The sequence below is a fragment of the Aeromicrobium sp. JJY06 genome, assembly GCF_044069275.1.
In the GTDB taxonomy this organism is placed as follows: domain Bacteria; phylum Actinomycetota; class Actinomycetes; order Propionibacteriales; family Nocardioidaceae; genus Aeromicrobium; species Aeromicrobium tamlense.
Map to the genome: position 1 here is coordinate 358,115 of NZ_JBIMRD010000001.1, position 24,818 is coordinate 382,932.

Annotated in this window: 25 protein-coding genes; 17 read left to right on the forward strand and 8 right to left on the reverse strand. The window is 71.2% G+C overall.

The features are described from left to right. Positions 1-33 precede the first annotated feature (33 nt). Entirely contained in the window at positions 34-1,122 is a 1,089-nt protein-coding gene (ychF, locus tag ACGWYL_RS01845; protein WP_179423301.1) for a redox-regulated ATPase YchF, read from the reverse strand. Between the two features lie 111 nt (positions 1,123-1,233). On the opposite strand from ychF, the gene ACGWYL_RS01850 reads away from it, so the two are divergent. From ACGWYL_RS01850 to ACGWYL_RS01860, 3 genes are read left to right on the forward strand one after another with little or no spacing between them, the layout of a single operon-like run. Further along, a complete protein-coding gene (locus ACGWYL_RS01850; RefSeq protein WP_395486275.1) occupies positions 1,234-2,523 on the forward strand; it encodes a lipase family protein in 1,290 nt (429 codons plus the stop codon). A 37-nt stretch (positions 2,524-2,560) separates the two neighbouring features. After that, on the forward strand, positions 2,561-3,319 hold the full coding sequence (locus ACGWYL_RS01855) for a methyltransferase domain-containing protein (protein ID WP_395486276.1): 759 nt from the start codon (positions 2,561-2,563) through the stop codon (positions 3,317-3,319). Continuing rightward, positions 3,307-3,642 carry an antibiotic biosynthesis monooxygenase family protein gene (locus ACGWYL_RS01860; RefSeq protein ID WP_395486277.1) on the forward strand — a complete coding sequence of 112 codons (336 nt, stop codon included), beginning with the start codon at positions 3,307-3,309 and terminating at the stop codon, positions 3,640-3,642. Before ACGWYL_RS01855 ends, ACGWYL_RS01860 begins: the two co-directional genes overlap by 13 nt. 3 nt (positions 3,643-3,645) lie before the next feature. Here the strand turns inward: ACGWYL_RS01860 and ACGWYL_RS01865 are convergent, their stop codons facing one another. After that, positions 3,646-4,095 (reverse strand): YdeI/OmpD-associated family protein, encoded by a 450-nt coding sequence (locus tag ACGWYL_RS01865; RefSeq protein WP_395486278.1) that lies wholly within the window; start codon positions 4,093-4,095, stop codon positions 3,646-3,648. A 179-nt stretch (positions 4,096-4,274) separates the two neighbouring features. Between ACGWYL_RS01865 and ACGWYL_RS01870 the strand changes: the two genes are divergently transcribed. Together ACGWYL_RS01870 and ACGWYL_RS01875 are read left to right on the forward strand one after the other, a co-directional pair. Then, positions 4,275-5,351: a DNA recombination protein RmuC gene (locus tag ACGWYL_RS01870; RefSeq protein WP_395486279.1), complete on the forward strand. Its 1,077-nt coding sequence runs from the start codon at positions 4,275-4,277 to the stop codon at positions 5,349-5,351. A 2-nt stretch (positions 5,352-5,353) separates the two neighbouring features. Beyond that, the gene (locus tag ACGWYL_RS01875; RefSeq protein ID WP_269303290.1) at positions 5,354-5,794 is read left to right on the forward strand and encodes a DUF6542 domain-containing protein; all 441 of its coding nucleotides are present in this window, start codon (positions 5,354-5,356) and stop codon (positions 5,792-5,794) included. Here the strand turns inward: ACGWYL_RS01875 and ACGWYL_RS01880 are convergent. After that, on the reverse strand, positions 5,778-6,173 hold the full coding sequence (locus tag ACGWYL_RS01880; RefSeq protein ID WP_269303292.1) for a hypothetical protein: 396 nt from the start codon (positions 6,171-6,173) through the stop codon (positions 5,778-5,780). The genes ACGWYL_RS01875 and ACGWYL_RS01880 overlap by 17 nt on opposite strands. A 168-nt stretch (positions 6,174-6,341) precedes the next feature. On the opposite strand from ACGWYL_RS01880, the gene ggt reads away from it, so the two are divergent. Further along, positions 6,342-8,165, forward strand: a complete 1,824-nt coding sequence (gene ggt, locus ACGWYL_RS01885) for a gamma-glutamyltransferase (RefSeq protein WP_395486280.1) — start codon at positions 6,342-6,344, stop codon at positions 8,163-8,165. An 18-nt stretch (positions 8,166-8,183) separates the two neighbouring features. Here the strand turns inward: ggt and ACGWYL_RS01890 are convergent, their stop codons facing one another. Next, complete coding sequence (locus ACGWYL_RS01890) at positions 8,184-9,173, reverse strand: 4-hydroxy-3-methylbut-2-enyl diphosphate reductase (RefSeq protein ID WP_179423287.1); 990 nt, start codon at positions 9,171-9,173, stop codon at positions 8,184-8,186. A gap of 64 nt (positions 9,174-9,237) precedes the next feature. On the opposite strand from ACGWYL_RS01890, the gene xseA reads away from it, so the two are divergent. Next, positions 9,238-10,461, forward strand: coding sequence for an exodeoxyribonuclease VII large subunit (gene xseA / locus ACGWYL_RS01895; RefSeq protein ID WP_269303297.1), 1,224 nt, complete (start codon positions 9,238-9,240; stop codon positions 10,459-10,461). Further along, on the forward strand, positions 10,454-10,678 hold the full coding sequence (locus ACGWYL_RS01900; protein ID WP_179423283.1) for an exodeoxyribonuclease VII small subunit: 225 nt from the start codon (positions 10,454-10,456) through the stop codon (positions 10,676-10,678). Before xseA ends, ACGWYL_RS01900 begins: the two co-directional genes overlap by 8 nt. On the opposite strand, the gene ACGWYL_RS01905 is transcribed toward ACGWYL_RS01900, so the two are convergent. Beyond that, positions 10,645-11,148 (reverse strand): DUF4245 domain-containing protein, encoded by a 504-nt coding sequence (locus ACGWYL_RS01905; RefSeq protein WP_395486281.1) that lies wholly within the window; start codon positions 11,146-11,148, stop codon positions 10,645-10,647. The two genes, ACGWYL_RS01900 and ACGWYL_RS01905, sit on opposite strands and share 34 nt — an antisense overlap. Before the next feature lie 107 nt (positions 11,149-11,255). On the opposite strand from ACGWYL_RS01905, the gene glpX reads away from it, so the two are divergent. From glpX to ACGWYL_RS01920, 3 genes are read left to right on the forward strand one after another with little or no spacing between them, the layout of a single operon-like run. Beyond that, positions 11,256-12,263 carry a class II fructose-bisphosphatase gene (gene glpX, locus ACGWYL_RS01910; protein ID WP_179423279.1) on the forward strand — a complete coding sequence of 336 codons (1,008 nt, stop codon included), beginning with the start codon at positions 11,256-11,258 and terminating at the stop codon, positions 12,261-12,263. A gap of 4 nt (positions 12,264-12,267) precedes the next feature. Further along, complete coding sequence (locus tag ACGWYL_RS01915) at positions 12,268-13,191, forward strand: alpha/beta fold hydrolase (protein WP_395486282.1); 924 nt, start codon at positions 12,268-12,270, stop codon at positions 13,189-13,191. A 48-nt stretch (positions 13,192-13,239) separates the two neighbouring features. Continuing rightward, complete coding sequence (locus tag ACGWYL_RS01920; RefSeq protein ID WP_395486283.1) at positions 13,240-14,634, forward strand: class II fumarate hydratase; 1,395 nt, start codon at positions 13,240-13,242, stop codon at positions 14,632-14,634. A gap of 54 nt (positions 14,635-14,688) precedes the next feature. Here ACGWYL_RS01920 and ACGWYL_RS01925 read toward each other — a convergent pair whose 3' ends face one another. Next, on the reverse strand, positions 14,689-15,996 hold the full coding sequence (locus tag ACGWYL_RS01925) for a DUF2079 domain-containing protein (RefSeq protein ID WP_395486284.1): 1,308 nt from the start codon (positions 15,994-15,996) through the stop codon (positions 14,689-14,691). Between the two features lie 111 nt (positions 15,997-16,107). Here ACGWYL_RS01925 and ACGWYL_RS01930 point away from each other — a divergent pair, with 111 nt between their 5' ends. Next, positions 16,108-17,541 carry a CotH kinase family protein gene (locus ACGWYL_RS01930; RefSeq protein ID WP_395486285.1) on the forward strand — a complete coding sequence of 478 codons (1,434 nt, stop codon included), beginning with the start codon at positions 16,108-16,110 and terminating at the stop codon, positions 17,539-17,541. Positions 17,542-17,544: 3 nt separating this feature from the next. On the opposite strand, the gene ACGWYL_RS01935 is transcribed toward ACGWYL_RS01930, so the two are convergent. Next, on the reverse strand, positions 17,545-18,324 hold the full coding sequence (locus ACGWYL_RS01935) for a 3-keto-5-aminohexanoate cleavage protein (RefSeq protein ID WP_395486286.1): 780 nt from the start codon (positions 18,322-18,324) through the stop codon (positions 17,545-17,547). 4 nt (positions 18,325-18,328) lie between these two features. Continuing rightward, positions 18,329-18,736, reverse strand: coding sequence for a nucleoside-diphosphate kinase (gene ndk / locus ACGWYL_RS01940; RefSeq protein ID WP_179423267.1), 408 nt, complete (start codon positions 18,734-18,736; stop codon positions 18,329-18,331). Positions 18,737-18,774: 38 nt separating this feature from the next. Between ndk and ACGWYL_RS01945 the strand changes: the two genes are divergently transcribed. The 5 genes from ACGWYL_RS01945 to ACGWYL_RS01965 all read left to right on the forward strand — a co-directional run bounded on the left by ACGWYL_RS01945 (position 18,775) and on the right by ACGWYL_RS01965 (position 24,801). Then, the gene (locus ACGWYL_RS01945) at positions 18,775-20,451 is read left to right on the forward strand and encodes a glycoside hydrolase family 13 protein (RefSeq protein WP_395486287.1); all 1,677 of its coding nucleotides are present in this window, start codon (positions 18,775-18,777) and stop codon (positions 20,449-20,451) included. A 118-nt stretch (positions 20,452-20,569) separates the two neighbouring features. Beyond that, positions 20,570-21,856, forward strand: coding sequence for an ABC transporter substrate-binding protein (locus tag ACGWYL_RS01950; RefSeq protein ID WP_218845711.1), 1,287 nt, complete (start codon positions 20,570-20,572; stop codon positions 21,854-21,856). After that, positions 21,853-22,776, forward strand: a complete 924-nt coding sequence (locus ACGWYL_RS01955; protein WP_269303316.1) for a carbohydrate ABC transporter permease — start codon at positions 21,853-21,855, stop codon at positions 22,774-22,776. Before ACGWYL_RS01950 ends, ACGWYL_RS01955 begins: the two co-directional genes overlap by 4 nt. A gap of 4 nt (positions 22,777-22,780) precedes the next feature. Next, positions 22,781-23,620: a carbohydrate ABC transporter permease gene (locus ACGWYL_RS01960; RefSeq protein ID WP_179423259.1), complete on the forward strand. Its 840-nt coding sequence runs from the start codon at positions 22,781-22,783 to the stop codon at positions 23,618-23,620. Positions 23,621-23,631: 11 nt separating this feature from the next. Then, complete coding sequence (locus ACGWYL_RS01965) at positions 23,632-24,801, forward strand: ABC transporter ATP-binding protein (RefSeq protein ID WP_179423257.1); 1,170 nt, start codon at positions 23,632-23,634, stop codon at positions 24,799-24,801. The last annotated feature ends 17 nt before the right edge of the window (positions 24,802-24,818 follow it).

Genomic DNA, 24,818 nt, shown 5'->3' on the forward strand with positions numbered 1-24,818 from the left:
CTCCACCCTGAACCGAGGGCGGGCGCCCGAGGCTCAGACGTTGAAGCGGAACTCCACCACGTCGCCGTCGGCCATGACGTAGTCCTTGCCCTCCATGCGGACCTTGCCGGCGGCCTTGGCGTCGTTCATCGAGCCGGCGGCGATCAGGTCGTCGAAGGACACGATCTCGGCCTTGATGAAGCCCTTCTGGAAGTCGGTGTGGATGACGCCGGCGGCCTCGGGGGCGGTGGCGCCCTTCTTGATCGTCCAGGCGCGCGCCTCCTTCGGGCCCGCGGTCAGGTAGGTCTGCAGGCCGAGGGTGTCGAAGCCGACGCGGGCCAGCTGGTCCAAGCCCGGCTCCTCGATGCCGAGGTCCGCGAGCATCTCGGCGCGCATCTGCTCGGCCTCCTCGTCGTCGCCCAGCTCGACCAGCTCGGCCTCGCTCTTGGCGTCGAGGAAGACGGCCTCGGCGGGCGCGACGAGCTCGCGCATCTTCGCCTTGAGGTCCTCGTCGTTCAGCTCGTCGGTGTCGCAGTTGAAGACGAACAGGAAGCGCTTCGCGGTGAGCAGGTGCAGGTCGCGCAGCTCGGCCAGGTCGAGGCCCGCATTGAGCACGCCGGTGCCGGCCTCGAGCGCCTCCTTGGCCTTCTTCGCCTCCTCGAACTGCGAGACGAGCGACTTGTCCTTGCGCGACTCCTTCTCGAGGCGCGGCAGCGCCTTCTCGACGGTCTGCAGGTCGGCCAGGACGAGCTCGATCGAGATCGTCTCGATGTCGCTGGCGGGGTTCACGTCGCCGTCGACGTGCGTGACGTCCTCGTCGCGGAACACGCGGGTCACCTGGCAGATCGCGTCGGAGTCGCGGATGTGCGAGAGGAACTTGTTGCCCATGCCCTCGCCCTCGGACGCGCCGCGCACGATGCCGGCGATGTCCACGAACTCGACGGTGGCGGGCAGGATGCGCTCGGAGCCGAAGATCTCGGCTAGCTTCTCCAGCCGCGGATCGGGCACGCCGACGACGCCGACGTTGGGCTCGATCGTCGCGAACGGGTAGTTCGCCGCGAGGACGTCGTTCTTGGTCAGGGCGTTGAAGAGCGTCGACTTGCCGGCGTTGGGAAGTCCGACGATTCCGATGGTGAGGGCCACGGGGAACCAGCCTACTGCCGCGTGCCCACGACCAGGGAATCCCCATGTCGCGCAGGTGTAACTCCGTGATACCTTTCGCGTGACCAGCGTCACATTACTTGGGAGTACCTCGTGTTCCGATCCGCTCGATTCCTCGTCACCGCGGCCGCCGGCGCCCTGCTCGCCGGCCTCGTCGCGGCCCCGCAGGCGGCCAACGCCGCGCCCACGTTCTACGACCCGCCCGCCGACCTCCCCTCCGGCAAGGGCACGGTGATCCGCACCGAGCCGATGAAGCTCGCGCTGACGCTCAACGGCCTCTACCTGCCCGGCAAGGCCACCCGCATCATGTACACGTCCACCGACGCGGCCGGCGAGCCCGCGGCCGTCAGCGGCGCCTACATCGAGCCGACGAAGAAGTGGACCGGCACGGGTCCGCGCCCGCTGGTCGCGGTCGCCGCCGGCACCCAGGGCCAGGGCGACGCCTGTGCCCCCTCCAAGTCCCTCGAGACCTTCCTCAACGTCGAGGGCGACGAGTTCGGCATCGGCTACGAGATCCCGAGCATCCACGACTTCCTCAACCGCGGCATGGCCGTCGTGCTCACCGACTACATCGGCCTGGGCACCACCGACCGCGTCCACACCTACACGAACCGTCTCGACATGGGCCAGGCGCTGCTCGACGCCGCCCGTGCCGCGCTGCAGCTCCCCGACACCTCGGTCACCACCGCGTCGCCCATCGGCCTCTACGGCTACTCCCAGGGTGGCGGCGCGGCGGGCTCGGCGGCCGAGCTGGCTCCCTCTTACGCCCCCGAGCTGAACCTCAAGGGCGCCTACGCCGGCGCTCCCCCGGCCAACCTCGTCGAGGTGCTGAAGTCCGCCGACGGCACCGACCTCACCGGCGTCATCGCCTACGCGATCAACGGCATCACGCCGTACTTCCCCGAGCTGCAGAGCGCCCTCGACACGCTCGCCACGCCCGCTGGCAAGGAGGCGCTGGAGAAGGTCAAGACGCAGTGCATCGGCGGCACGCTGTTCTCGTACGGCTTCCAGAAGACGTCGAAGTGGACCACCAACGGCAAGTCGCTCTACGACATCGTCAAGAACGACGCCGCCCTGCGCGCCCCCGTCGACGCCCAGCGCATCGGCCGGCTCAAGCCGAACGTGCCCGTCCAGGTCCTCACCGGCACGAAGGACGACATCGTCGACCACGCGCAGGCCAAGCAGCTGGCCAAGGACTGGTGCGCCCAGGGCGTCAACGTCACGTACACGCCCGTCGTGCAGCTGGTCGGCACTGGCGGAACCGCGCTGAACCACCTCGGTCCGGCGATCACGCGCCTCGGCCAGACCCACGACTGGCTGGCGGATCGCCTCACGGGCAAGGCCGTGAAGTCGAACTGCAGCTCGCTGTGGCTGCTGCCCTGACGGGCGTCCGATGACGTGGCCGGGCGATGATCGAGTCGTGGAGAGCGACCCGATCGTCGCCCGGCTGCGTGCTGCCGGGTGCGTGTTCGCCGAGCGCGAGGCCGCGTTCGTGCGCCGTCACCTGATCGACCCCGGCGACGTCGAGCGGGCCGTGGCCGCCCGGGTCTCCGGCCTGCCGCTCGAGCAGGCCGTGGGCGTGGCCGAGTTCGGCGGCGTCGCGGTCGCCGTCGCCGAGGGCGTGTTCGTCCCCCGCCGTCGAGCGGAGGCGATCCCCGAGGTGGCCGCCGTCCTGCGTCCCGACGCCGAGGTCGTCGTCGACCTCGGCTGCGGCAGCGGAGCGATCGCCGCGGTCATGACGCGCCGCCTTCCGACCGCGCAGGTCCACGCGGTCGACCTCGATCCGGCGTCGGTCGTGGTCGCCCGGGCCAACGGTCGCCGCTTCGGGTTCACCACACATCACGGGTCGTGGTGGGACGCCCTGCCGCCGGCGCTCCGCGGCCGCATCGACCTCGCCGTCGGCTACCTCCCCCACGCGCCGAGCGCGCGGATCGACGGCATCCATGGCGACTTCCGCGCGCACGAGCCGCGCTCCAGCGTCGACGGCGGCCGCGACGGCCTCGACCACGTGCGCGCCGTCGTCTCCCCGATGGCCGAGTGGCTGGCGCCCGGCGGCGCCTTCGTCACCCTGCTCTCGGCCGAGCAGGCCGCGCACGTCCCTGCCCGCATCGCCTGGCAGGACGACGACGACGCCGTCATCGTCCTCGATCGGGCCGCAGTGGCAGCATGGCTGTCGTGACCGTCATCAAGATCAACGCCATCACCGTTCCGAAGGACTCCGGCGACGAGCTGGCCCACCGCTTCGCCAAGCGCGCCGGCGCCGTCGACGGACAGGAGGGCTTCGAGGGCTTCGAGCTGCTCAAGCCCACCGACGACCGCGAGCAGTGGCTCGTCGTCACCCGCTGGCGCGACGAGGAGTCGTTCCGGGCGTGGCTGAGCTCGCCCGCCTTCGGGCACGGCCACCGCTCGGAGTCCGAGCGCGCCGGCGGCGAGGCGCCCGAGCCCGTCTCCACCCACAGCGAGGTCTGGAGCTACCAGGTCGCCGACCTCACGCGCGACTGACCCTCACGACCCGCGCAGGGCGTCGAGAACCTTCTGGACCCGGCGCTCGCGCGTGTCGTCCTTCTTCGCCTCGGCCACCGAGCGGGCGTGCTCCTTGCGGTGCGAGTAGGCCAGCGCGTCGAACGCCTCCCGCAGGCCCGCCGCGTCGAGCGCCGTCGCCAGCGCATCGGGGACGTCCACCTCGCGCGGCGCGTCGTCGAGCTCGATCCGCACGTCGACCTCGTCGCCGATCTCGACCCCGAGCGCCTCGCGCTTCGCCTTGCTGAGCCCGATCAGGTTCTCTTCGCCCATCCGCGCGAGCCGGGCGGGCTCGGTGACCGAGCCGATCGTGATCCGCACGGGGAACGAGCGGCCCGCGCCGAACGACTCGACCTGCTCGTCGGTGAGGACCACGGCCGCCGCCGGGCCGCGCGGCTCGAGGGTCGTGCTGATCGCGAGGGTCATCTTGGGCATGGTGCCTCCTGGGTGCGCGTGACCCGATCGTTCCGCCGGGGCGGCACCCTGTCCACCCTGTCGGACGGATCTTGGTACCACGATGTCGCTGGGACGACCACACGGTCGAAAGATCCGTGCATCTCCGGCGCGCACCGCCTCGGACCAGAACTGTCAGACCCCGACACCACCATGGCCGCATGGCCACCTTCCCCAGCCTGACCGTCCTGCTGCTGCTCCTGCTCGTCGCCGGCCTGGCCGGCGCGCTCGGCTACCTGCTGGGCGTCCGCGCCCGGCCCGCGTCGGCCCACGACGTCGAGGTGGCCACCGCCGCCACCTCGCGTGCCGTCGCGCCCGTGCGCGAGAGCCTCGACCGCTTCGACACCCGCCTGCGCGACCTCGAGTCCAGCCGCATCGAGTGGCACGCGCAGCTCCGCGAGCAGGTCGAGTCCGTACGTCTCACGGGTGAGGCGCTGCGCCGTGAGACCGCCTCGCTGTCCACCGCGCTGCGCCGTCCCGAGGTGCGCGGCCGGTGGGGCGAGATGCACCTGCGCCGCACCGCCGAGCTGGCGGGCATGACCGAGCACTGCGACTTCGACCTGCAGGTCAGCACCGACGACGGGCGGCTGCGTCCCGACATGGTCGTGCGGCTGGTCGGCGGCCGCGACATCGTGGTCGACGCGAAGGTACCGCTCGACGCCTTCCTCGACGCCACCGCCACCGACGACGCCGACGTCCGCGAGGCCCACCTCGACCGCCACGCCCGCCAGCTGCGCGGCCACGTCGACCAGCTCGCGGCGAAGTCCTACTGGCGCCAGTTCGACGCCGCGCCGCAGTTCGTCGTGCTGTTCGTGCCCGGCGAGTCCTTCCTCTCCGCGGCGCTCGAGGCCGACACCGCCCTGCTCGAGCACGCCGCCGAGCGGCAGGTCGTGCTGGCCTCCCCCACCACGCTCGTGGCGCTGCTGCGCACGGTCGCCCTGGCATGGACGCAGGAGTCGATCGCCGACAACGCCCGCGAGATCCACCGCGTCGCGCGCGAGCTCTACGAACGACTCGGCACCGTGGCCGGGCACGTCGACCGCCTCGGCGCCTCGCTCGAGCGGGCCGTCCGGTCCTACAACGACGCGGTCGCGTCGGTGGAGTCCCGCCTGCTCGTCAGCGCGCGGAGGCTGCACGACCTCAAGGTCGACGACCAGCCGCCGTTCCATCCGCGTGTGATCGAGGCGACACCCCGCGTCATGACCGCGCCCGAGCTGCTCGATGAACTAACGTCATGAGCATGAGCTCGCCGGCAGCCGGCGCCGTCATGGCCCTGGCCAGGACCCCGGCCGTGGCGTCCAGGTACGACCTGACGCCACGTGCGACCGTGGCGTGCTCCGCCCTCACCCTCGCCGCCGTCACCGGGCTCGACCTCATCGACGGTCGGCTGGGCGTGGCCTTCGCGGTCGGCTTCGTGCTCGTCGTGCTCACAGCCGCCACCGCGGTGCAGGAGCGCGGGCTGTTCACCGTCGGCGTCATGCCGCCCGTGCTGCTCGTCGGGTCGCTGCTCCTGCTGGCGTGGCAGGTGCCCGAGGCCATCGTCGTCGAGGGGCTGCCCGCCGACACCGGCCTGTTCGGCCGCACCCTCACCGCCACGATCGCCCACGGCGTGCCCCTGCTGATCGGGCACGCCCTCGCGCTCGCGGTGATCGTGGCGCGAATCGTCAGCGTCCGCCGCTGAGACCCGGTCCCGAGGCCTTCGAGGCCACCCACGAGCCCGCCAGCGACAGGCCCACGAAGACCACGACCAGCACGATCGCCGTCGTGACGAGGGTTCCCGTGCGCCCGCCCGCGCCGATCAGCAGCACGCTCGCCACCACCGCGGCGATCGAGGCGACGGCGGCCGTCCAGCGATCGCGCAGCCCGAACCAGCCGTGCGCGACCGCGCTGGCCAGCACGGGGAGTCCGGCCATGAGGCCGGTGACCAGCAGCGTCAGGAACATCAGCCCGGCCGAGAAGTCGTCCTGCGAGCCCACCAGGAGGGGGACGTAGAGCAGCACGCCGGCGGCCAGGATCGAGGAGACGACCGAGGTCATGAGCAGGGCCTTGTCGCGGCGCATGGGGTCCTCTGGGGGGTGGTGCGGACGAAGCGACTCCCCCGGCGGAGGCGACGCCCCACACTATCCGACCCGTGACCACGCCGCCGGAGAGCGCCGGAGTCGACCCGGTTGCCGGGCGCGCATCCCCGACCTACCGTGACAGGACGACGACTCTTCCGGGGGGAAACCATGATCGTCCGACGTTCCGTCGCCGCCCTGTCCGCTCTGACCCTGGCCGCCGGCGCGGTGGCCCTGCAGTCCCCGGCGCAGGCGCGCGGGGGCGGTCACGACCGGCCGGTCGCCGCCGGCCCCACCGCCTACGGCTACGGCGGAGCGGTCAGCTCCGTCGACCGCGACGCCAGCGAGGTGGGCCTCGCCGTGCTCAGGTCGGGAGGCAACGCGGCCGACGCCGCCGTGGCCACCGCGGCCGCACTGGGCGTCACCGAGCCCTACAGCGCGGGCGTCGGCGGAGGCGGCTATTTCATGTTCCGCGACGGTCGCAGCGGACGCGTCACCACGATCGACGGTCGCGAGACCGCTCCCGCGGGCGTCACGCCCCGCACCTTCTACGACGAGGCCACGGGCCAGCCGCGCCCCTTCGCCGACCTCGTCTCCTCGGGCGTCTCGGTGGGCGTGCCCGGCACGGTCGCCACGTGGGACAAGGCGTCGCGCCTGTTCGGCAAGCGCTCGCTGGCACGCAACCTCGCCCCCGCGACGCGGCTCGCCGCCCGTGGCTTCACGGTCGACCAGACGTTCCGCAACCAGACGCTCGACAACAAGACCCGCTTCTCGGCCTTCCCCGACACGGCCGAGCTGTTCCTGCCGAACGGCGACGCGCCCGTCGTCGGGTCGCGCTTCCGCAACCCCGAGCTGGCGCGCACCTACGCCCTGATCGCCCGACGTGGCGCCCAGGCGTTCTACCGTGGCGCACTCGCCGAGGACATCGCCCGCACCGTGCAGGACCCGCCGAAGAGCCCCACGACGACGCTCCCGGTGCCGCCCGGGTCGATGACGACGCGCGACCTGAAGGGCTATGAGGTCCGCCTCCAGAAGCCGACGAAGGTCAGCTACCGCGGCCACGACGTCTACGGCATGGCGCCGTCCTCGTCGGGCGGCATCGCGGTGGGCGAGGCGCTCAACATCCTGGAGAACCACCGCCTCGGCGGTGGCACGCGCACGGCCCAGAGCCTGCACCTCTACCTCGAGGCCTCGGCCCGCGCGTTCGCCGACCGCGCCGCCTACCTCGGCGACCCGGCGTTCGTCGACGTCCCCACCCGCACGCTGCTGAGCCAGCGGTTCGCCGACTCGCGCGACTGCACGATCGACCCGAACCGCGCGTCCACGCGCCCGGTCCCGGCCGGCGCCCTCGACGGCAGCGGCTGCGCCACGGCGGCCTTCGACGAGAAGGCGGACACCGAGAACATCTCGACCACGCACCTGTCCGTCGTGGACAAGTGGGGCAACGCGGTGGCCTACACCCTCACGATCGAGCAGACCGGCGGCTCGGGCATCACCGTCCCCGGTCGCGGGTTCCTGCTCAACAACGAGCTGACCGACTTCAGCACCACCTACGACGCGAACGACCCGAACCGGATCGAGCCGGGCAAGCGTCCGCGCTCCTCGATGTCGCCGACGATCGTCACGAAGAACGGGCAGGTCCGCTACGTGGTGGGCTCCCCCGGTGGCGCCACGATCATCACCACCGTGCTGCAGATCCTCATGAACCGGATCGACCTCGGGATGACGCTGCCCGAGGCGGTGGCGGCGCCGCGTGCCTCGCAGCGCAACGCGGCGACCACGCCGGCCGAGCCGGAGTTCATCGCGCGGTACGCGGACGCGCTGCGCCCGTTCGGCCAGGTGCTGGTGCCCTCGGGCGACACGTTCACGTCGGCCGCCGAGATCGGGGCCGCGGCCACGATCGAGGTGGACCGTCGCGGCTTCATCACCGCCGCGGCCGAGCCGAAGCGCCGTGGCGGTGGCACCGCCCTGGTGGTGAGGCCCGCTCGCCGCTGAGGGCGGGCGGCGGGGCCGTCAGGCCTGCGCGGCGGCCTTGATGTCGCGGCGCAGCTCGGGCGGCAGGGCGAAGATGAGCGACTCGTCGGCCGTGCGGATCGCCTTGGCGTCGCCGATGCCGCGCTCGCCGAGGTAGAGCAGCACGTCCTGGACGAGGTCGTCCGGCACGGAGGCTCCGGACGTGACGCCGACGGTGCTGACGCCCTCGAGCCAGGCCTCGTCGATCTCGCTGATGTCGTCGATGCGGTACGACGCCTTGGCGCCGGCCTCGAGCGCGACCTCGACGAGGCGGACCGAGTTGGACGAGTTCGCCGAGCCGACGACGATCACGAGGTCGGCGTCCTTGGCGATCTCCTTGACCGCGACCTGGCGGTTCTGGGTGGCGTAGCAGATGTCGTCGCTGGGCGGGTCCTCCAGCTGCGGGAACTTCTCGCGCAGCCGGCGCACCGTCTCCATCGTCTCGTCGACGCTCAGGGTGGTCTGGCTCAGCCAGCTCAGCCGGGTGCCCTCGGGGAACTCGAGGGCGGCGACGTCGTCGGGGTGCTCCACGAGGGTGATGTGCTCGGGGGCCTCGCCCGCCGTGCCCTCGACCTCCTCGTGACCGGCGTGGCCGATCAGCAGGATGCGGTAGTCGTCGGCGGCGAAGCGGCGCGCCTCGTGGTGCACCTTGGTCACCAGCGGGCAGGTCGCGTCGATCGTCTTCAGGCTGCGCTCGGCGGCCTCGGCGTGCACCGCCGGCGAGACGCCGTGGGCGCTGAACACGACGGTGGCGCCGTGCGGGACCTCGTCGAGCTCCTCCACGAAGATCGCACCGCGCGCCGCGAGATCGTTGACCACGTGCTTGTTGTGCACGATCTGCTTGCGGACGTAGACGGGGGCGCCGTAGAGGTCGAGCGCCTTCTCGACGGTGATGACGGCCCGGTCGACGCCGGCGCAGTAGCCGCGCGGGTCGGCGAGGAGGACCTGGCCCGAGGTTCCGGGCATGCCGAGATCGACCTGAGTGGACATGGCACCAGCCTACCGACCCGGCGATGAGGACCGCAGCGTCGGCGCCGCCTCATAGGGTGGGCGCATGGCCCTGGAGACGAGCGCGGACAAGCCCGCGCCCCTGCGCTCCGTCTCGCTCGCGCTGCAGGGCTGGATCGCGCGCCTCGGCGCGGTGTGGGTCGAGGCCGAGGTCGTGCAGCCGAAGCTGAGCGGCAACACGTACTACCTCACCCTGCGCGACCTCACCGCCACGATGAGCGTCAGCGCCACCGCGTTCCGCGGCGTGGTCGAGTCCAGCGCCAGTCCCATCACCGACGGCACCCGCGTGATCGTGCACGCGAAGCCCGAGTTCTACTCGCCGAACGGCCGCCTGTCGCTGCGCCTGCTCGAGATCCGTCCCACGGGCGAGGGCGAGCTGCTCGCCCAGCTCGAGCGCCGTCGCCAGCTGCTCGCCGCCGAGGGCCTGTTCGAGGCGCGCTGGAAGCGACCGCTGCCGCTGCTGCCCACCTCGATCGGCCTCATCACCGGCAAGGGCTCGGCGGCCGAGCGCGACGTCCTGGAGAACGTCCGCGACCGCTGGCCGGGCGCCGCGATCGAGGTCCGCCACGCGCTGATGCAGGGCTCGCAGTCGGCGATGGCCGTCATCGCGGCGCTTCGCGAGCTCGACGCCGCGGCCCACGTCGACGTCATCGTCATCGCCCGCGGCGGCGGCTCGATGGAGGACCTCCTGCCGTTCTCCGACGAGGCGCTCGTGCGCGCCGTCCACGGCGCCACCACCCCCGTCATCAGCGCGATCGGCCACGAGCCCGACGTGCCGCTGCTCGACCTCGTCGCCGACCTGCGCGCCTCCACGCCCACCGACGCGGCCAAGCGCGTCGTGCCCCACGTGGGCGACGAGCTGACCGGGCTCGCCGGGGCCCGCGAGCGCGCGCGCCAGGCGATCGCCGCCCAGCTGCACCGCGAGCAGGCGGGGCTCGACGCCCTCCGCAGCCGCCCAGTCCTGCGCTCCCCCGCCGCCTTCGTCGACACCCAGCAGGAGGTCGTCTCGGCCCAGCGCGAGCGGGCCCGGCTGGCCATGCGAGCCCGGCTGGCCCGCGCCCACGACGAGGTCGGCCACCACCTGGCGCGCGTGCGCGCCCTGTCGCCGCTGGCCACGATGCAGCGCGGCTACGCCGTCGCCCTCGATCCCGAGGGCCGCGCGGTCACGTCCGTCGGCACGATCGCCACCGGCGACGACCTCGTCCTCCACCTCACCGACGGCCTCGCCACCGTCCGCGTCACCGACCTGCAGGAGCATCCCCATGAGTGAACTGCCCGACCCGTCCGAGCTCTCCTACGAGCAGGCGCGCGACGAGCTCGTCTCGATCGTGCAGCGCCTCGAGACCGGCGGCACCACGCTCGAGGAGTCGCTCGCCCTGTGGGAGCGCGGCGAGGCCCTCGCCGAGGCGTGCCAGCGGTGGCTCGACGGGGCGCGGGCCCGGGTGGATCCCGCTCAGGACGTGAAGGGCTCCAGCGACGCGACGTAGTCCTCCACCACGGCGCGCTGCGCGCTGCTGGTGACCACGACGATCTCGGACTCCACGGCGCGGCCGAGCGTGGTGTCGCCGTCGGGTCCCTTGAACACCTGCCACGTGACGCCGTTGATCTCGACCTCGCCGTCGGGCTCGCTGCCCTCGGCACGATCCTGGACGAGCTTGGTCAGCTCGTCGGCCGCGGCGGTGCGCTGGGTGAGGCCCACGTACTGGTTCACGTCGGTCACCACGTTGAGCTGCCAGCGGTCGTCGATGAGTTCGGCCCGCGTGGCGCGCCAGCCCTCGGGCAGCTCGGTGGGCACGAGCGGCACGAAACCGGCGCGCACCTCCACGCCGCTCGCGGCGGTGCGCCAGTCGACGTCGGCGGTGGGCTGGTCGGGCGTCTGCGTGAAGAGCTTGCCGAACAGGAAGATCGCCAGCACGACGCCGCCCAGCACCAGGACCGAGCGCAGCACGTCACCCATCGCCGGAACGCCTCGTGAGTACCCGCTCATCCTGCTCCTGTCCGCGCCTGCGGCGACCGTTCGGTCGCCTCGGCCAGCCTAGCCTTCCGGCCCGATAGGCTGTGCGCGTGGACGCACTGAAGCCCGCCGAGGCCGCCCCTGATCGCAACCTCGCCCTGGACCTCGTCCGGGTGACCGAAGCCGGGGCCATGGCCGCCGGCCGCTGGGTCGGACGGGGCGACAAGAACGGCGCCGACGGCGTCGCGGTCAACGCGATGCGCTCGATGATCAACACCGTCTCGATGGACGGCGTCGTGGTCATCGGCGAGGGCGAGAAGGACGACGCCCCGATGCTCTACAACGGCGAGCGCGTCGGCGACGGCACCGGTCCCGAGTGCGACGTCGCGGTCGACCCGATCGACGGCACGACCCTCACGGCCAAGAGCCTCCCCAACGCGATCTCGGTCATGGCGGTCGCGCCGCGGGGCTCGATGTACGACCCGTCGGCCGTGTTCTACATGGAGAAGCTCATCGCGGGCCCCGAGGCCGCCGGCAAGGTCGACATCCGCCTCCCCGCCTCGGAGAACATCGCGATCGTCGCCAAGGCCAAGGGCCTCGACGTCGAGGACGTCACGGTGTGCGTGCTCGACCGCCCCCGCCACGACGCGCTGGTCCAGGAGATCCGCGAGACCGGCGCCCGCATCAAGTTCATCGCCGACGGCGACATCGCCGGCGGCATCACCGCGGCCCGTCCCGACTCCGGCGTCGACCTGCTGCTCGGCATCGGCGGCACGCCCGAGGGCATCATCACCGCCGTCGCGATGAAGTGCCTGGGCGGCGTCATCCAGGGCCGCCTCACCCCCACCGACGACGAGGAGCGCCAGCGCGCCATCGACGCCGGCCACGACCTCGACCGCATCCTCACGACCGAGGACCTCGTCACCTCCGACGACTGCTTCTTCGTCGCCACGGGCATCACCTCGGGCAACCTGCTCCGGGGCGTCCGCTACGGCGCCGGCAGCGCCACCACCGAGTCGATCGTCATGCGCTCGCGCTCGGGCACGATCCGCACGATCCGCAGCGAGCACCGCCTGCACAAGCTCGCGGCGTTCTCCTCCATCGACTACGAGCACTGAGCCGATGGGTCCCGGGCAGGCCGGCGAGGAGACCGTCGCGGTCTCCGACGAGCTGTTCGCGCACCTGCCCAACGGGCTCGACCTGTGCCACCAGACGTTCGGCGACCCGCGTGACGAGCCCGTCCTGCTGGTGATGGGCCTCGGCGGCCCGATGACCTGGTGGCCCCAGGACTTCTGCGCGCGACTGGCGCGCCGCGGCTTCCACGTGATCCGGTTCGACAACCGCGACACGGGTCGCTCGACGAAGCTGCGGCACCACCCGGTCACGCGGGCCGACCTCCTCAAGGCGTACCTCGGCCGCGGCACGGCGCCCTACGGTCTCGACGACCTCGCCGATGACGCCGCGGCGCTGCTCGACCACCTGGGCATCGAGTCCGCCCACGTCGTCGGGGTGTCGATGGGCGGCATGGTCGCGCAGACCCTCGCGGTCGACCACGCCGACCGCGTCCGCTCGCTGACCTCGATCATGTCCACCACGGGCCGCCGCCGCGTCGGCTGGATCCACCCGCTCGTGATGCGCACGATGCTCGCCCCCGCCGGCCGCACCCGCCCCGAGTACGCCGAGCTCTCGGTCAGGAACGGCAAGGTCGTGGCCTCGCCGGCGTTCCCCACGCCCGACGACGTCGCCTACGCCCGCGCGCTCGAGACCTATGACCGCGGCTGGATCGCCAGCGGCGTCTCGCGCCACATGATGGCCGTGCTGACGCAGCCCGACCGCACCGAGCGACTCGGCGCCGTCACGGTGCCCACCCAGGTGATCCACGGGACGAAGGACCTCCTCGTGCACCGGTCCGGCGGACGGGCCACCGCCGATGCGATCCGCGGCGCCACCCTGCTCGAGATCGCCGGGATGGGGCACGACCTGCCGGCGCAGCTGTACGACACGTTCGTCGACGCGATCGCGGCCACGGCGGCCCGCGCCCGCTGAGCCGACCTCGCACCCGCCTCGCGACCTGCGCCCACTAGGGTGCGAAGCATGACCGACAACACTCAGTGGCGCATCGAGCACGACACCATGGGCGAGGTCAAGGTCCCCGCCGACGCCCTCTACCGCGCCCAGACGCAGCGCGCCGTCGAGAACTTCCCGATCTCCGGCACGCCCATCGAGTCGGCCCAGATCCGCGCCCTCGCGCAGATCAAGGCCGCCTGCGCGACCGCCAACGCCGAGCTCGGCATCCTCGACCAGGCGATGGCCGACGCGATCGTCGCCGCGGCGGACGAGGTCGCCTCCGGCGCCCACGACGCGCACTTCCCGATCGACGTCTTCCAGACGGGCTCGGGCACCTCGAGCAACATGAACACGAACGAGGTCATCGCGACGCTCGCGACGAAGGCCTCGGGCATCGAGGTGCACCCGAACGACCACGTCAACGCCTCGCAGTCGAGCAACGACGTGTTCCCCACCTCGATCCACGTCGCCGCCACCGAGTCGGCCACCACCGTGCTGATCCCGGCCCTCGACCGCCTCGCGAAGAGCCTCGAGGCCAAGGCCGCCGAGTTCGCCGAGGTCGTGAAGTCGGGCCGCACCCACCTCATGGACGCCACGCCCGTCACCCTCGGCCAGGAGTTCGCCGGCTACGCCGCGCAGATCCGCCGCGGCATCGAGCGCGTCGAGGCCTCGCTCCCCCGCACCGCCGAGGTCCCCCTGGGCGGCACCGCCGTGGGCACCGGCATCAACACGCCGAAGGGCTTCCCGCAGCGCGTCATCGAGATCCTCGCCGAGCGCACCGGCCTGCCGCTGACCGAGGCACGCGACCACTTCGAGGCGCAGGGCGCCCGCGACGGCCTGGTCGAGATGTCGGGCCAGCTCCGCACGATCGCGGTGAGCCTGGTCAAGATCAACAACGACCTGCGCTGGATGGGCTCGGGCCCGCGCACCGGCCTGGGCGAGATCCACCTGCCCGACTTGCAGCCCGGCTCGAGCATCATGCCCGGCAAGGTCAACCCGGTGCTTCCCGAGGCCACGCTCATGGTGTGTGCCCAGGTCATCGGCAACGATGCCGCGATCGCCTTCGCCGGCGCCTCGGGCTCGTTCGAGCTCAACGTCATGCTGCCGGTCATCGGCCGCAACATCCTCGAGTCGATGCGCCTGCTGGCGAACGCCTCCACCACGCTGGCCGACCGCTGCATCGACGGCATCACCGCCGACGTGGAGCGCTGCCTCGAGCTGGCCGAGTCGAGCCCGTCGGTCGTGACGCCGCTCAACCGCCACATCGGCTACGAGAACGCCGCCGCGATCGCGAAGAAGTCGGTCAAGGAGCGCAAGACGATCCGCCAGGTCGTCATCGAGGAGGGCTACGTGGAGCGGGGCGACATCAGCGAGGCCGACCTCGACGCCGCGCTCGACGTCATGAGCATGACCCACCCCTGAGGCTGGGCTTCGCTCGGACGCCGCTCGCCCCTCGGGGCGGGCGGCGTCCGTCGTTCAGCCGAGCCTACGGGCGACCACGTAGTTGTCGCGGTCGAAGACGATCTCGTACGAGGCGCCGTGCTCGGCCCCGTGCTGGACGGGGTCGGTCTGCGTCAGCTGACGGTCGAAGATGATGTAGTCGGGCACGACGTCGCCGATCGTCCCGATCCAGTAGGCGTCGTCGTGGCTGCCGGTGAGGTACTTCAGCACCGCGATGTCGGTCTCGACGACGGCGTCCTCGGGAATCGTCCCGATCGCCTCCTGCATCGCCTCCCGCCGGGGCGACGCCTCCCAGGTCTCGGGCTCGAGCAGCTTCACGACCGGACCGCCGGCCAGCAGGTAGCCGCCCACGGCGGCGCCCAGCACGACGCCCGGCCACTCGAGCCGTGGCCGTCTGCCGATCGCGTCGATCATCGCCACGAAGACGATCGGCATGATGACGATCGAGTAGTGCCAGTCGGTGCCCCAGTAGTACTCGACGTCGCCGAGGAATCGCCACAGGAAGGTGGGCGCGGCCACCACGGCCCACGGCGACCAGAGCGCCGCGAAGCCCGTGACCCCGAAGGTGAGCAGCAGGGTGAGCAGCTTGCGGTCGGCCTCGGTGGTCAGCGTCTCCCATAGCCCGACCTCGCCGCCGAGGTTGCCCGTGTAGTCGTACCCGCCCCCGGTGTTGAACGCCGGGATGACGACCCACACGACGAGGACGAGCGCGACGGCTCCGACGATCGCCAGGATCAGTCCGCGGCGACGCTCCCCGACCAGCCACAGGGCCACCCCGACCGCGGCGACCGTGACGCCCATGTCCTCCTTGACCAGCAGCAGCGGCAGCGACCACCAGACGACGGCGGCGTACCGCTGCTCGACGAACGCCACGCCCGCCATCGCCAGGATCGGGACCGCGAAGGCGACCTCGTGGAAGTCGGCGACGACGGCGTTGCCGAAGCCGAAGGCGAGGCCGTACATGACCGCTATCGTCCAGCCGACGCGCGCGCCGAGCCGATCGACGGCCAGGCGGGTCACCGGCACGACCGACAGGCCGATGAGCAGCCCCTGGGCCACCAGCAGCGTCTGGCCGTACGGGAACAGCCAGTACGCGGGCGCCAGCAGCGCGTCGATCGGTGAGAAGTGGTCGCCGAGGATGTTGTAGCCGGGACCCTTCACGGGCACGATCGGCGCCTCGAACCGCGAGTAGGCCTTGACGGCCTGCTCGAAGATCGCGTTGTCCCACGAGTTCACGGTCAGCCGCCGCCACGACAGCACGGAGACGAGGCTGTAGAGCAGCCCGACGACCGCACCCCAGGCCCAAGGCATCCAACGGTTCACGCTCGACACCGTACCCGGCGGTAACCCTCGGTTGCGGGTCGTCGGCGCGTCGTCTCGCCGTGGCGGTGCCGGGCCGGGCTGGTGGGAGTGGTGGGACGTAGGGTTTCGTCCATGAGCAGGACTCGGGCGGTCTCGGTGGCAGTGGTGTCCCTCGCGCTGCTGGGGCTGATGGCGCTCGTGATCGCGGTCAACCTGCGCTCCGCTCCAGACGCCGACGGCGGGAACGAGCCCTCCACGTCCGCGACCGTGCAGCCGGAGGTCGAGGTCGACGGCGTCGCCACCGTGCGGCTCACAGTGCCGACCGACGACTTCGCGACCGAGCCGGCCGCACCGTGCCACGACCTCGTCACGAGCGTCACGGACCCCACCGACGTCGAGCTCGCGATCACGGCGCCCGGGCACGAGCGCCAGGAGCTCTCCGCCGCCGTCTCCGTGACCGAGACGGCGAATCCCTTCAACAGCCTCAAGCGCCCCTACGACCTCGAGCTCTCCGAGGTCGCCTCCGTCCTGGGCCTGCCCGCCTCGCGCGACTGGGTCCTCCTGGACGAGTTCGCCGACCGGTCGCTGCTGCGCAGCGCCACCGCGATGGAGATCGCCCGCCGGATCGGTCTCGACTGGGTGCCGCGGCTCGTGCCGGCGAACCTCGAGATCAACGGCACCGCGTGCGGCCTGTACCTGCTCGGCGAGCGCCCCACCGTCCAGGACGGTCGCATCGAGATCGCCGCCGACGACGAGCTGCTGCTGGCCGACGCCCGCGACCTCGCGGACCGGCCCCGGTTCCGCACCGAGCGGGGCCTGCGCGTGTACCTCGACGAGGGCTCCGCAGCCGACCGCCAGGAGGTCGCCGCGCGCTTCCAGGAGATCGAGGACCTCCTGTACGACCCGGCGTTCCCGGACAACGGCTACCGCGACCGGCTCGACCTCGACTCGTTCGCCGACTGGTACCTCGTGAACGAGCTGACCAAGAACCTGGGCAGCCCCCTGCAGGACGACGTCCACTTCGTGCTGCGCGGCGACGACACCCTCGCGATGGGACCGCCGTGGGACTTCACCGCCTCGCAGGGCAACCGCAAGAACGGCTCCTGGCGCCTCGACCATCCGAAGGGCTGGTGGCTGCAGCGGTCCTGGTACGGGATCAGCGACGACCCCGCGTGGCGGCGCGCCTTCTCCCCCACGCAGGTGTGGAACCAGCGGCAGGGCCACTACTACAACGTGCTGATGTCCGATCCGGAGTTCGCGGAGCGCGTGGCGCAGCGGTGGAGCGAGGTGTCCGAAGACCTCGGCACGATCGGCGACTTCGTCGACGAGCGGGCCGCCGTGATCGAGGACGACGCGGTGGACAACTTCAGCCCACCCGAGGTCGACGGTCCCGGACTGCCGATCGCGGCGAGCCCCCTCGACAGCGACCCCGAGACGTTCGTCTTCGCCAACGAGGACCCCGCGGTGGAGCCCGGCGAGGGCTGGCGGAACGAGGTCGACCTGCTGCACCGGTGGCTGGAGCGTCGCGTCGCGTGGCTCGACGGAGAGCTGCTCGAGCAGGGCTGACCCTCAGGCCAGCGGGACGTCCTCCTCGGGCAGTCCCACGGGGATCGTGTGCCGGTCGTCCAGCTCGCGGGCCGCGCGCACGAGCGCGGCGTTGTCGGGTGTCGTGCTGCCGTCGGGCAGCCGCAGGGTGTCCTCGAGTCCGATGCGGGTCTCCAGCCCGAGCGCGACCGCGTGACGCAGGGCCGGCCACGCGGAGCGGGCCTCGCCGTGCAGCAGCACCGGCACCCGCGGGTCGACGGCCCGCACCGCCTCGAGCATGTCCTGGGCGAGGATCACCAGCTCGGTCTCGCCGATCCCCTCGGGCAGCTCGATCAGCACGCGCGCCACGTCGCCACGCAACGGGGACTGCGCCCACGCCTCGACGGCGTCGAGGCTCCACAGTCCGGCCTCGATGCCGATGCCGTGCTCGAGCACGGCGGCGGCCACGGCCTCGGAGCCGGTCTCGTGCCAGTTCACCGAGGCGAGGTCGGGCAGGACGGTCCAGCGGCGGATCGCCTCGACGCGGGCGGCGGGGTCGGGCAGCGCCCAGGCGCCCGTGGTGACGCCGATCGGCACCGACGGGGACACGAAGCGCACCGCGGTCATCACCGCGTCGACCGCGTCGGCGTCGAGGGTGTCGAGTCCGTCGACGTCCTTCGGGTGCAGGTGGATGCAGTCGGCGCCCGCCTCGACCGCACGGACGATGTCGGAGGCGAGCTGGACGGGGGTGACAGGCAGGGCGGGGTGCGCGGCCGGAGGGCGCGCGCCGTTGAGACAGGCCTGGATCAACGAGCGCCCGCCCACGGAGTCACAGCTCCGGGAACCAGAGGGAGATCTCGCGCTCGGCCGACTCCGGGGAGTCGGACGCGTGCACGAGGTTCTCGCGGTTGGACAGCGAGAAGTCGCCGCGCACCGTGCCGGGCGCGGCCTTGCGGCCGTCGGTGGCGCCGTTCAGGGCGCGCACGACCTCGATCGCCTCGTCGCCCTCGAGGACCAGCGACACGAGCGGTCCGGAGGTGGCGAAGGCCCGCAGCGGCGGGTACCAGGGCTGCTCGGTGTGCTCGGCGTAATGGGCGTCTGCCATGTCGGCGTCGATCGAGCGGTGCTCCATCGCGACGATGCGCAGTCCCTTGGTCTCGTACCGCGAGAGCACGGCCCCCACGAGGCCCCGGGCCACGGCATCGGGTTTGATGAGAACAAGCGTGCGCTGCGTCATGTGCCCAACCTATCCTCCGCGCGCGCCAAGGAGTTCCCATGGTCGACAGCACGCACACCACCACCCCCGCCTGGTGGCGGGACGCCGTGATCTACCAGGTGTACCCGCGGTCCTGGGCGGACGCGGACGGCGACGGCATCGGCGACCTGCCGGGCATCACCGCGCACCTGGACCACCTGGTCGCGCTGGGGGTGGACGCCGTGTGGCTGTCGCCGTTCTACACCAGCCCGCAGAACGACGCGGGCTACGACGTCGCCGACTACCGCGACGTCGATCCGCTCTTCGGCACGCTCGAGGACTTCGACGCCCTCGCGGCGCGTGCCCACGAGCTCGGCCTGCGCGTCATCGTCGACCTCGTGCCCAACCACTCGTCGGACCAGCACGTGTGGTTCCAGGCGGCGCTGGCCGCCGAGCCCGGCAGCCCCGAGCGCGGCCGCTACATCTTCCGCGACGGCGCGGGCGAGAACGGCGAGCTCCCGCCGAACAACTGGCAGAGCAACTTCGGCGGCTCGGCGTGGACCCGCACCACGAACCCCGACGGCACCCCCGGCCAGTGGTACCTGCACCTGTTCGACCCCAGCCAGCCCGACTTCGAGTGGAACAACCCCGAGGTCCAGGAGGAGTTCCGCTCGATCCTGCGCTTCTGGCTCGACCGGGGCGTCGACGGCTTCCGCATCGACGTGGCCCACGGCCTGCACAAGGAGGAGGGCCTGCCCGACTCCCCCGAGGACTACGACCTCGCGATCCACCCCACGGGCCACCAGCCGATGTGGGACAAGCCGGCCGTGCACGAGGTCTACCGCGACTGGCGACGCGTCGTGGACGAGTACCGCGTCGAGGGCCAGGACGCCGACCGCATCCTCGTCGCGGAGGCGTGGGTCATCCCCGACGAGGCGCTGGCGCGCTACGTCCGTCCCGACGAGCTGCACCAGTCGTTCAACTTCGGCTACCTCATGACCCCGTGGCGGGCGCGCGAGCAGCGCGAGGCCATCACCCGCGGCCTCGAGGCCACCGCGGCCGTGGGCGCGCCCCAGACCTGGGTGCTGTCCAACCACGACGTCCCGCGGCACGCCTCGCGCCTGTCCTACGACATCGAGCGCGCCACCCGCGTGCTCGGCATCGGCCCCGACCACCCGCAGCCCGACAACGAGCTGGGCCTGCGCCGCGCCCGCGCAGCCACCTCGGTGATGCTCGCGCTGCCGGGCTCGGCGTACCTGTACCAGGGCGAGGAGCTCGGCCTGCCCGAGGCGACCACCCTGCCCCCCGAGGTCCGCCAGGACCCCACCTTCGTTCGCACGAACGGCGAGGACGTGGGCCGCGACGGCTGCCGCGTGCCGGTGCCGTGGCACGCCGACCAGCCCGCCTTCGGGTTCAGCCCCACGGGCAAGAGCTGGCTGCCCCAGCCCGAGGTCTACGGCGACCTCGCGCCCAACCGCCAGGACGGCGTCGCCGGCAGCACGCTCGAGCTCTACAGGCGACTGCTGGCTGTGCGGCGCAAGTACGGCCTGGGCCGGGGCGAGCTGCACTGGCAGGAGGCCGGCGACGACGTGCTGGCGTTCACCGTGACGGGCTCCGGCGGGCGCCGGGTGCAGGTCGTCACGAACTTCGGTGCCGCGCCGCTGGACCTCCCGCACGGTGAGCTGCTGTCGGTCAGCGGTCCGCTCGAGGGTCACCGCCTGCCCGGCGACACCACCGCCTGGATCGCACCCGGCTGAGCCACCCGGCGCCGCCTGACTTGCGGCGTTCGTCCGCCCGCCGTAGTTTCGTGTGAGCGGCGTCACATTTCTTCGAGTCGCACGCCGCATGGTCTCGGGGGAAGGTCGGGTGGTGCACGTGACAAGGCGATCGAGGAAGACCCGCCGATCCGTCGGCCTGGCCGCGGCTGCGACGCTCATCGCGTCGCTGGCCGCCTGCGCCGGCAGCGACGACGGCGGGGTCCCCACCATCAACCTCTTCGGCGGTGCGTCCGCCACGGGGTTCCAGGATCTGATCGACGGCTGCAACGAGCAGGCCGACGGCGCGTACGAGATCGTCGGCAACCTCGTACCCAGCGACGCCGACGGACAGCGCGAGCAGATGGTCCGGCGCCTCGCCGCCGGCGACACCGGCATGGACCTCATCGGCATGGACGTGGTCTGGACCGCCGAGTTCGCCGAGGCCGGCTGGATCCTGCCGCTCACCGACGAGCAGGCCGCCCAGGCCTCGGAGAACACCCTCGAGGTGCCGCTGGAGACGGCCACCTGGAAGGACAAGCTGTACGCGATTCCGAAGCACACCAACGCCCAGCTCATGTGGTACCGCAAGTCCCTCGTCGACAAGGTCGGCGACGGCAAGCCGCCGGAGACGTGGGACGAGATGTTCGAGATGGCCCAGGAGCTCAAGGACGCCGGCGATCCGTACGAGATCGGCTTCACCGGAGCCCGCTACGAGGGTCTCGTGGTCGGCTTCAACACGATCCTGTCGTCGTACGGCGGCACGATCGTCAACGAGGACAGCACCGAGACCACCATCGACGACAAGACCACCCAGTCGCTCGAGCTGCTGAACAAGCTGGCCACGTCGGGCCTGGCGAACCGGTCGCTGTCGAACTCGCAGGAGCCCGAGGTCTTCGCGCAGCTGCAGAACGGCCAGTCGGCGTTCAGCCTCAACTGGCCGTACGTGCTGAGCGCGATGCGCGAGGCCAACCCGGACATCGCCAAGGACCTGGCCTTCACGACGTTCCCGTCCACCGTCGAGGGCGAGCCCTCCAAGGTCACGGTCGGTGGCATGAACTTCGCGATCAGCAAGTTCAGCGAGCACCCGAAGGAGTCCTTCGACGCCGCGATGTGCCTGCGGTCGCCGGAGAACCAGCTCAAGCACTCGCTGACCGCCGGTGAGCCCCCGGTCGACGAGACGGTGTTCGAGGACCCGGAGTTCAAGGAGGCCTACCCGCAGGGCGAGGTGCTCCTCTCCGCCCTGAACACCGCCAGCTCTCGACCGATCTCGCCGGTCTACCAGAACATCTCGACGATCATCTCGTCCACGCTCTCGCCGCCCTCGAGCATCAAGCCCGAGGAGACGACGAAGGAGCTCGACTCCTCGATCAATGACGCCATCGAAGGGAAGGGGATCCTGCCATGAGCGTTCTGGACAAGGTGGAGGACGACAGCGCGGAGATCGCGCGGCAGCGGTTCAGCGAGGGCAAGAAGGCCGAGCGCCGCTTGGGCCTGATGCTCGTGGCGCCCGCCGTGATCCTCATGATCGCGGTCACGGCCTACCCGATCGCGTACGCGATCTACCTCTCGCTGTTCCGCGCCGACCTGCGCACACCGGACGACAACGAGTTCGTCGGCCTCGACAACTACGTCACGGTGCTGACCAGCGACATCTGGTGGCAGGCGTTCGGCTTCACCCTCCTGCTGACGGTGGTCAGCGTGGCGTTCGAGCTGGCGCTCGGCATGGGCCTGGCAATCGTCATGCACCGCACGATCGTGGGCCGCGGCCTGGTGCGGACCTCGGCCCTGGTGCCGTACGCGATCGTCACCGTCGTCGCCGCGTTCAGCTGGCGCTTCGCCTGGAGCCAGGACATCGGCTGGCTCGCCGGCGACAGCGCTCCGCTCACCGGCCAGTGGAGCTCGTTCTGGATCATCGTCCTGGCCGAGGTCTGGAAGACCATCCCCTTCATGGCCCTGCTGCTCATGGCCGGCCTGGCGCTCGTCCCCGAGGACCTCATGAAGGCGGCGTCGATGGACGGCGCCTCGCCGTGGCAGCGCTTCTGGAAGGTGACGGTCCCGCTGATCAAGCCGTCGATCCTGGTGGCGGTCCTCTTCCGCACCCTCGACGCCTTCCGCGTGTTCGACAACATCTACATCCTCACCAGCGGCGCGAACGACACGTCCAGCGTCTCGATCGTGGCCTACAACAACCTGATCCGAGGGCTCAACCTCGGCATCGGCTCGACGATGTCGGTGCTGATCTTCATCACCATCGCCATCATCGCGATCATCTTCGTGAAGCTGTTCGGCGCAGCGGCACCAGGCTCCGACGAAGGGAAGAGGTGACGTCATGAGCACCGCAGTCGAGACGCCGAAGAGCAAGGCGATCTGGTGGGGCGTCAACGCCATCGTCCTGCTCTACGCGTTCATCCCCGTCATCTGGATCATCTCGCTGTCGCTCAAGCCCGACGCGACCCTCAACGACGGCCGCTTCCTGCCCAGCCAGATCACGGGCGAGCACTACGAGGCGATCTTCCAGAACGACAGCTTCACCCGGGCCCTGATCAACTCGATCGGCATCTGCCTGATCTCCACGTTCGTGGCGATCGTGGTGGGCACGATGGCCGCCTACGCGGTGGCGCGCCTGGACTTCCCGGGCAAGAAGTTCGTGGTCGGCGCGTCGCTGATGATCGCGATGTTCCCGCAGATCGCCCTGGTCACGCCGCTGTTCAAGATCCTCACCGGGATCGGCCTGTTCGACACGTGGCTCGGCCTGATCATCCCCTACATCACGTTCGCCCTCCCGCTGGCTATCTACACGTTGAGCGCCTTCTTCCGCGAGATCCCCTGGGAGCTGGAGAAGGCCGCCAAGATGGACGGCGCGACGCCCTACCAGGCGTTCCGCAAGGTCATCGCCCCGCTCGCGATGCCCGGGGTCTTCACGACCGCGATCCTGGTGTTCATCTCGTGCTGGAACGACTTCCTCTTCGCGATCTCGCTGACCTCCAGCGAGCGCTCCCGCACCGTGCCGGCGGCCCTGAGCTACTTCACCGGCGCCACGACGTTCGAGAAGCCCACGCAGTCGATCGCCGCGGCCGCGGTGGTCATCACCATCCCGATCGTCATCTTCGTCCTCTTCTTCCAGCGCCGGATCGTTGCCGGCCTCACCAGCGGCGCCGTCAAGGGCTGAAAGGAAACATCATGGCTGAAATCGTCCTGGACCACGTGGTCAAGCGGTACCCCGACGGAGCCCTCGCCGTGGAGGACTTCAACCTCGAGATCGCCGACGGCGAGTTCATCATCCTGGTCGGCCCCTCGGGCTGCGGGAAGTCGACGACGCTGAACATGATCGCGGGGCTGGAGGACATCACCACCGGCGACCTCAAGATCGACGGCACCGTCGTGAACGACAAGGCGCCGAAGGACCGCGACATCGCGATGGTGTTCCAGTCCTACGCGCTCTACCCGCACATGACGGTCTACGAGAACATGGCGTTCCCGCTGACCCTGGCCGGCGTGGACAAGTCCACGATCAAGCAGAAGGTCGACGAGGCGGCGAAGATGCTCGAGCTCGAGCAGCACCTCGACCGCAAGCCCTCTAACCTCTCCGGCGGCCAGCGTCAGCGCGTGGCGATGGGCCGCGCGATCGTGCGCAGCCCGAAGGCCTTCCTCATGGACGAGCCGCTGTCGAACCTCGACGCGAAGCTGCGCGTGCAGATGCGCACGCAGGTGGCCCGCATCCAGAAGACCCTCGGCACCACCACGGTCTACGTCACCCACGACCAGACCGAGGCGATGACGCTGGGCGACCGCGTCGTGGTGATGCGCGCCGGCAAGATCCAGCAGGTGGGCTCCCCCACCGAGCTGTACGACCACCCGAACAACCTGTTCGTGGCCGGCTTCATCGGCAGCCCGTCGATGAACTTCCTGCCCGCGACGATCGAGGGCGAGTCGCTCTCGACGGCGATCGGCGAGCTGCCGGTCCCCGACGCCTACCGCGAAGCCCTGCGCTCGGGCAGCGCGAGCCGCGACGTCATCGTGGGCATCCGCCCCGAGCACTTCGAGGACGCCTCACTCGTCGCGGCGGACGCCCCCGGCGCCCGGGTCAACGTCGACGTCGACCTGGTCGAGCAGATGGGCTCGGACGTCTACGCGTACTTCACGGTGCAGGGTGGCGCGGCGAACGCCGACCTCGACGACCTCGCGAAGGACACCGGCCAGGACATGGCCGGCGAGGGCACGCAGATCAACGCCCGCCTCAGCGCGGAGTCGAAGGTGGGAGCCCGCGAGGGCGCCGAGCTGTACGTCGACAGCAGCAAGATCCAGGTGTTCGACGCCCAGTCCGGGGAGAACCTGGCGCACGGGTCCTGACCCGCAGATCTGCAGCA

Bases quoted from the DNA above. Each gene is read 5' to 3' on its own strand.
- ACGWYL_RS01860 (WP_395486277.1), top strand. From the start codon at position 3,307: ATGGCTGTCGTGACCGTCATCAAGATCAACGCCATCACCGTTCCGAAG.
- ACGWYL_RS01865 (WP_395486278.1), bottom strand. From the start codon at position 4,095: ATGCCCAAGATGACCCTCGCGATCAGCACGACCCTCGAGCCGCGCGGC.
- ACGWYL_RS01870 (WP_395486279.1), top strand. From the start codon at position 4,275: ATGGCCACCTTCCCCAGCCTGACCGTCCTGCTGCTGCTCCTGCTCGTC.
- ACGWYL_RS01875 (WP_269303290.1), top strand. From the start codon at position 5,354: ATGAGCTCGCCGGCAGCCGGCGCCGTCATGGCCCTGGCCAGGACCCCG.
- ACGWYL_RS01880 (WP_269303292.1), bottom strand. From the start codon at position 6,173: ATGCGCCGCGACAAGGCCCTGCTCATGACCTCGGTCGTCTCCTCGATC.
- ggt (WP_395486280.1), top strand. From the start codon at position 6,342: ATGATCGTCCGACGTTCCGTCGCCGCCCTGTCCGCTCTGACCCTGGCC.
- ACGWYL_RS01890 (WP_179423287.1), bottom strand. From the start codon at position 9,173: ATGTCCACTCAGGTCGATCTCGGCATGCCCGGAACCTCGGGCCAGGTC.
- xseA (WP_269303297.1), top strand. From the start codon at position 9,238: ATGGCCCTGGAGACGAGCGCGGACAAGCCCGCGCCCCTGCGCTCCGTC.
- ACGWYL_RS01900 (WP_179423283.1), top strand. From the start codon at position 10,454: ATGAGTGAACTGCCCGACCCGTCCGAGCTCTCCTACGAGCAGGCGCGC.
- ACGWYL_RS01905 (WP_395486281.1), bottom strand. From the start codon at position 11,148: ATGGGTGACGTGCTGCGCTCGGTCCTGGTGCTGGGCGGCGTCGTGCTG.
- ACGWYL_RS01915 (WP_395486282.1), top strand. From the start codon at position 12,268: ATGGGTCCCGGGCAGGCCGGCGAGGAGACCGTCGCGGTCTCCGACGAG.
- ACGWYL_RS01920 (WP_395486283.1), top strand. From the start codon at position 13,240: ATGACCGACAACACTCAGTGGCGCATCGAGCACGACACCATGGGCGAG.
- ACGWYL_RS01930 (WP_395486285.1), top strand. From the start codon at position 16,108: ATGAGCAGGACTCGGGCGGTCTCGGTGGCAGTGGTGTCCCTCGCGCTG.
- ndk (WP_179423267.1), bottom strand. From the start codon at position 18,736: ATGACGCAGCGCACGCTTGTTCTCATCAAACCCGATGCCGTGGCCCGG.
- ACGWYL_RS01945 (WP_395486287.1), top strand. From the start codon at position 18,775: ATGGTCGACAGCACGCACACCACCACCCCCGCCTGGTGGCGGGACGCC.
- ACGWYL_RS01955 (WP_269303316.1), top strand. From the start codon at position 21,853: ATGAGCGTTCTGGACAAGGTGGAGGACGACAGCGCGGAGATCGCGCGG.
- ACGWYL_RS01960 (WP_179423259.1), top strand. From the start codon at position 22,781: ATGAGCACCGCAGTCGAGACGCCGAAGAGCAAGGCGATCTGGTGGGGC.
- ACGWYL_RS01965 (WP_179423257.1), top strand. From the start codon at position 23,632: ATGGCTGAAATCGTCCTGGACCACGTGGTCAAGCGGTACCCCGACGGA.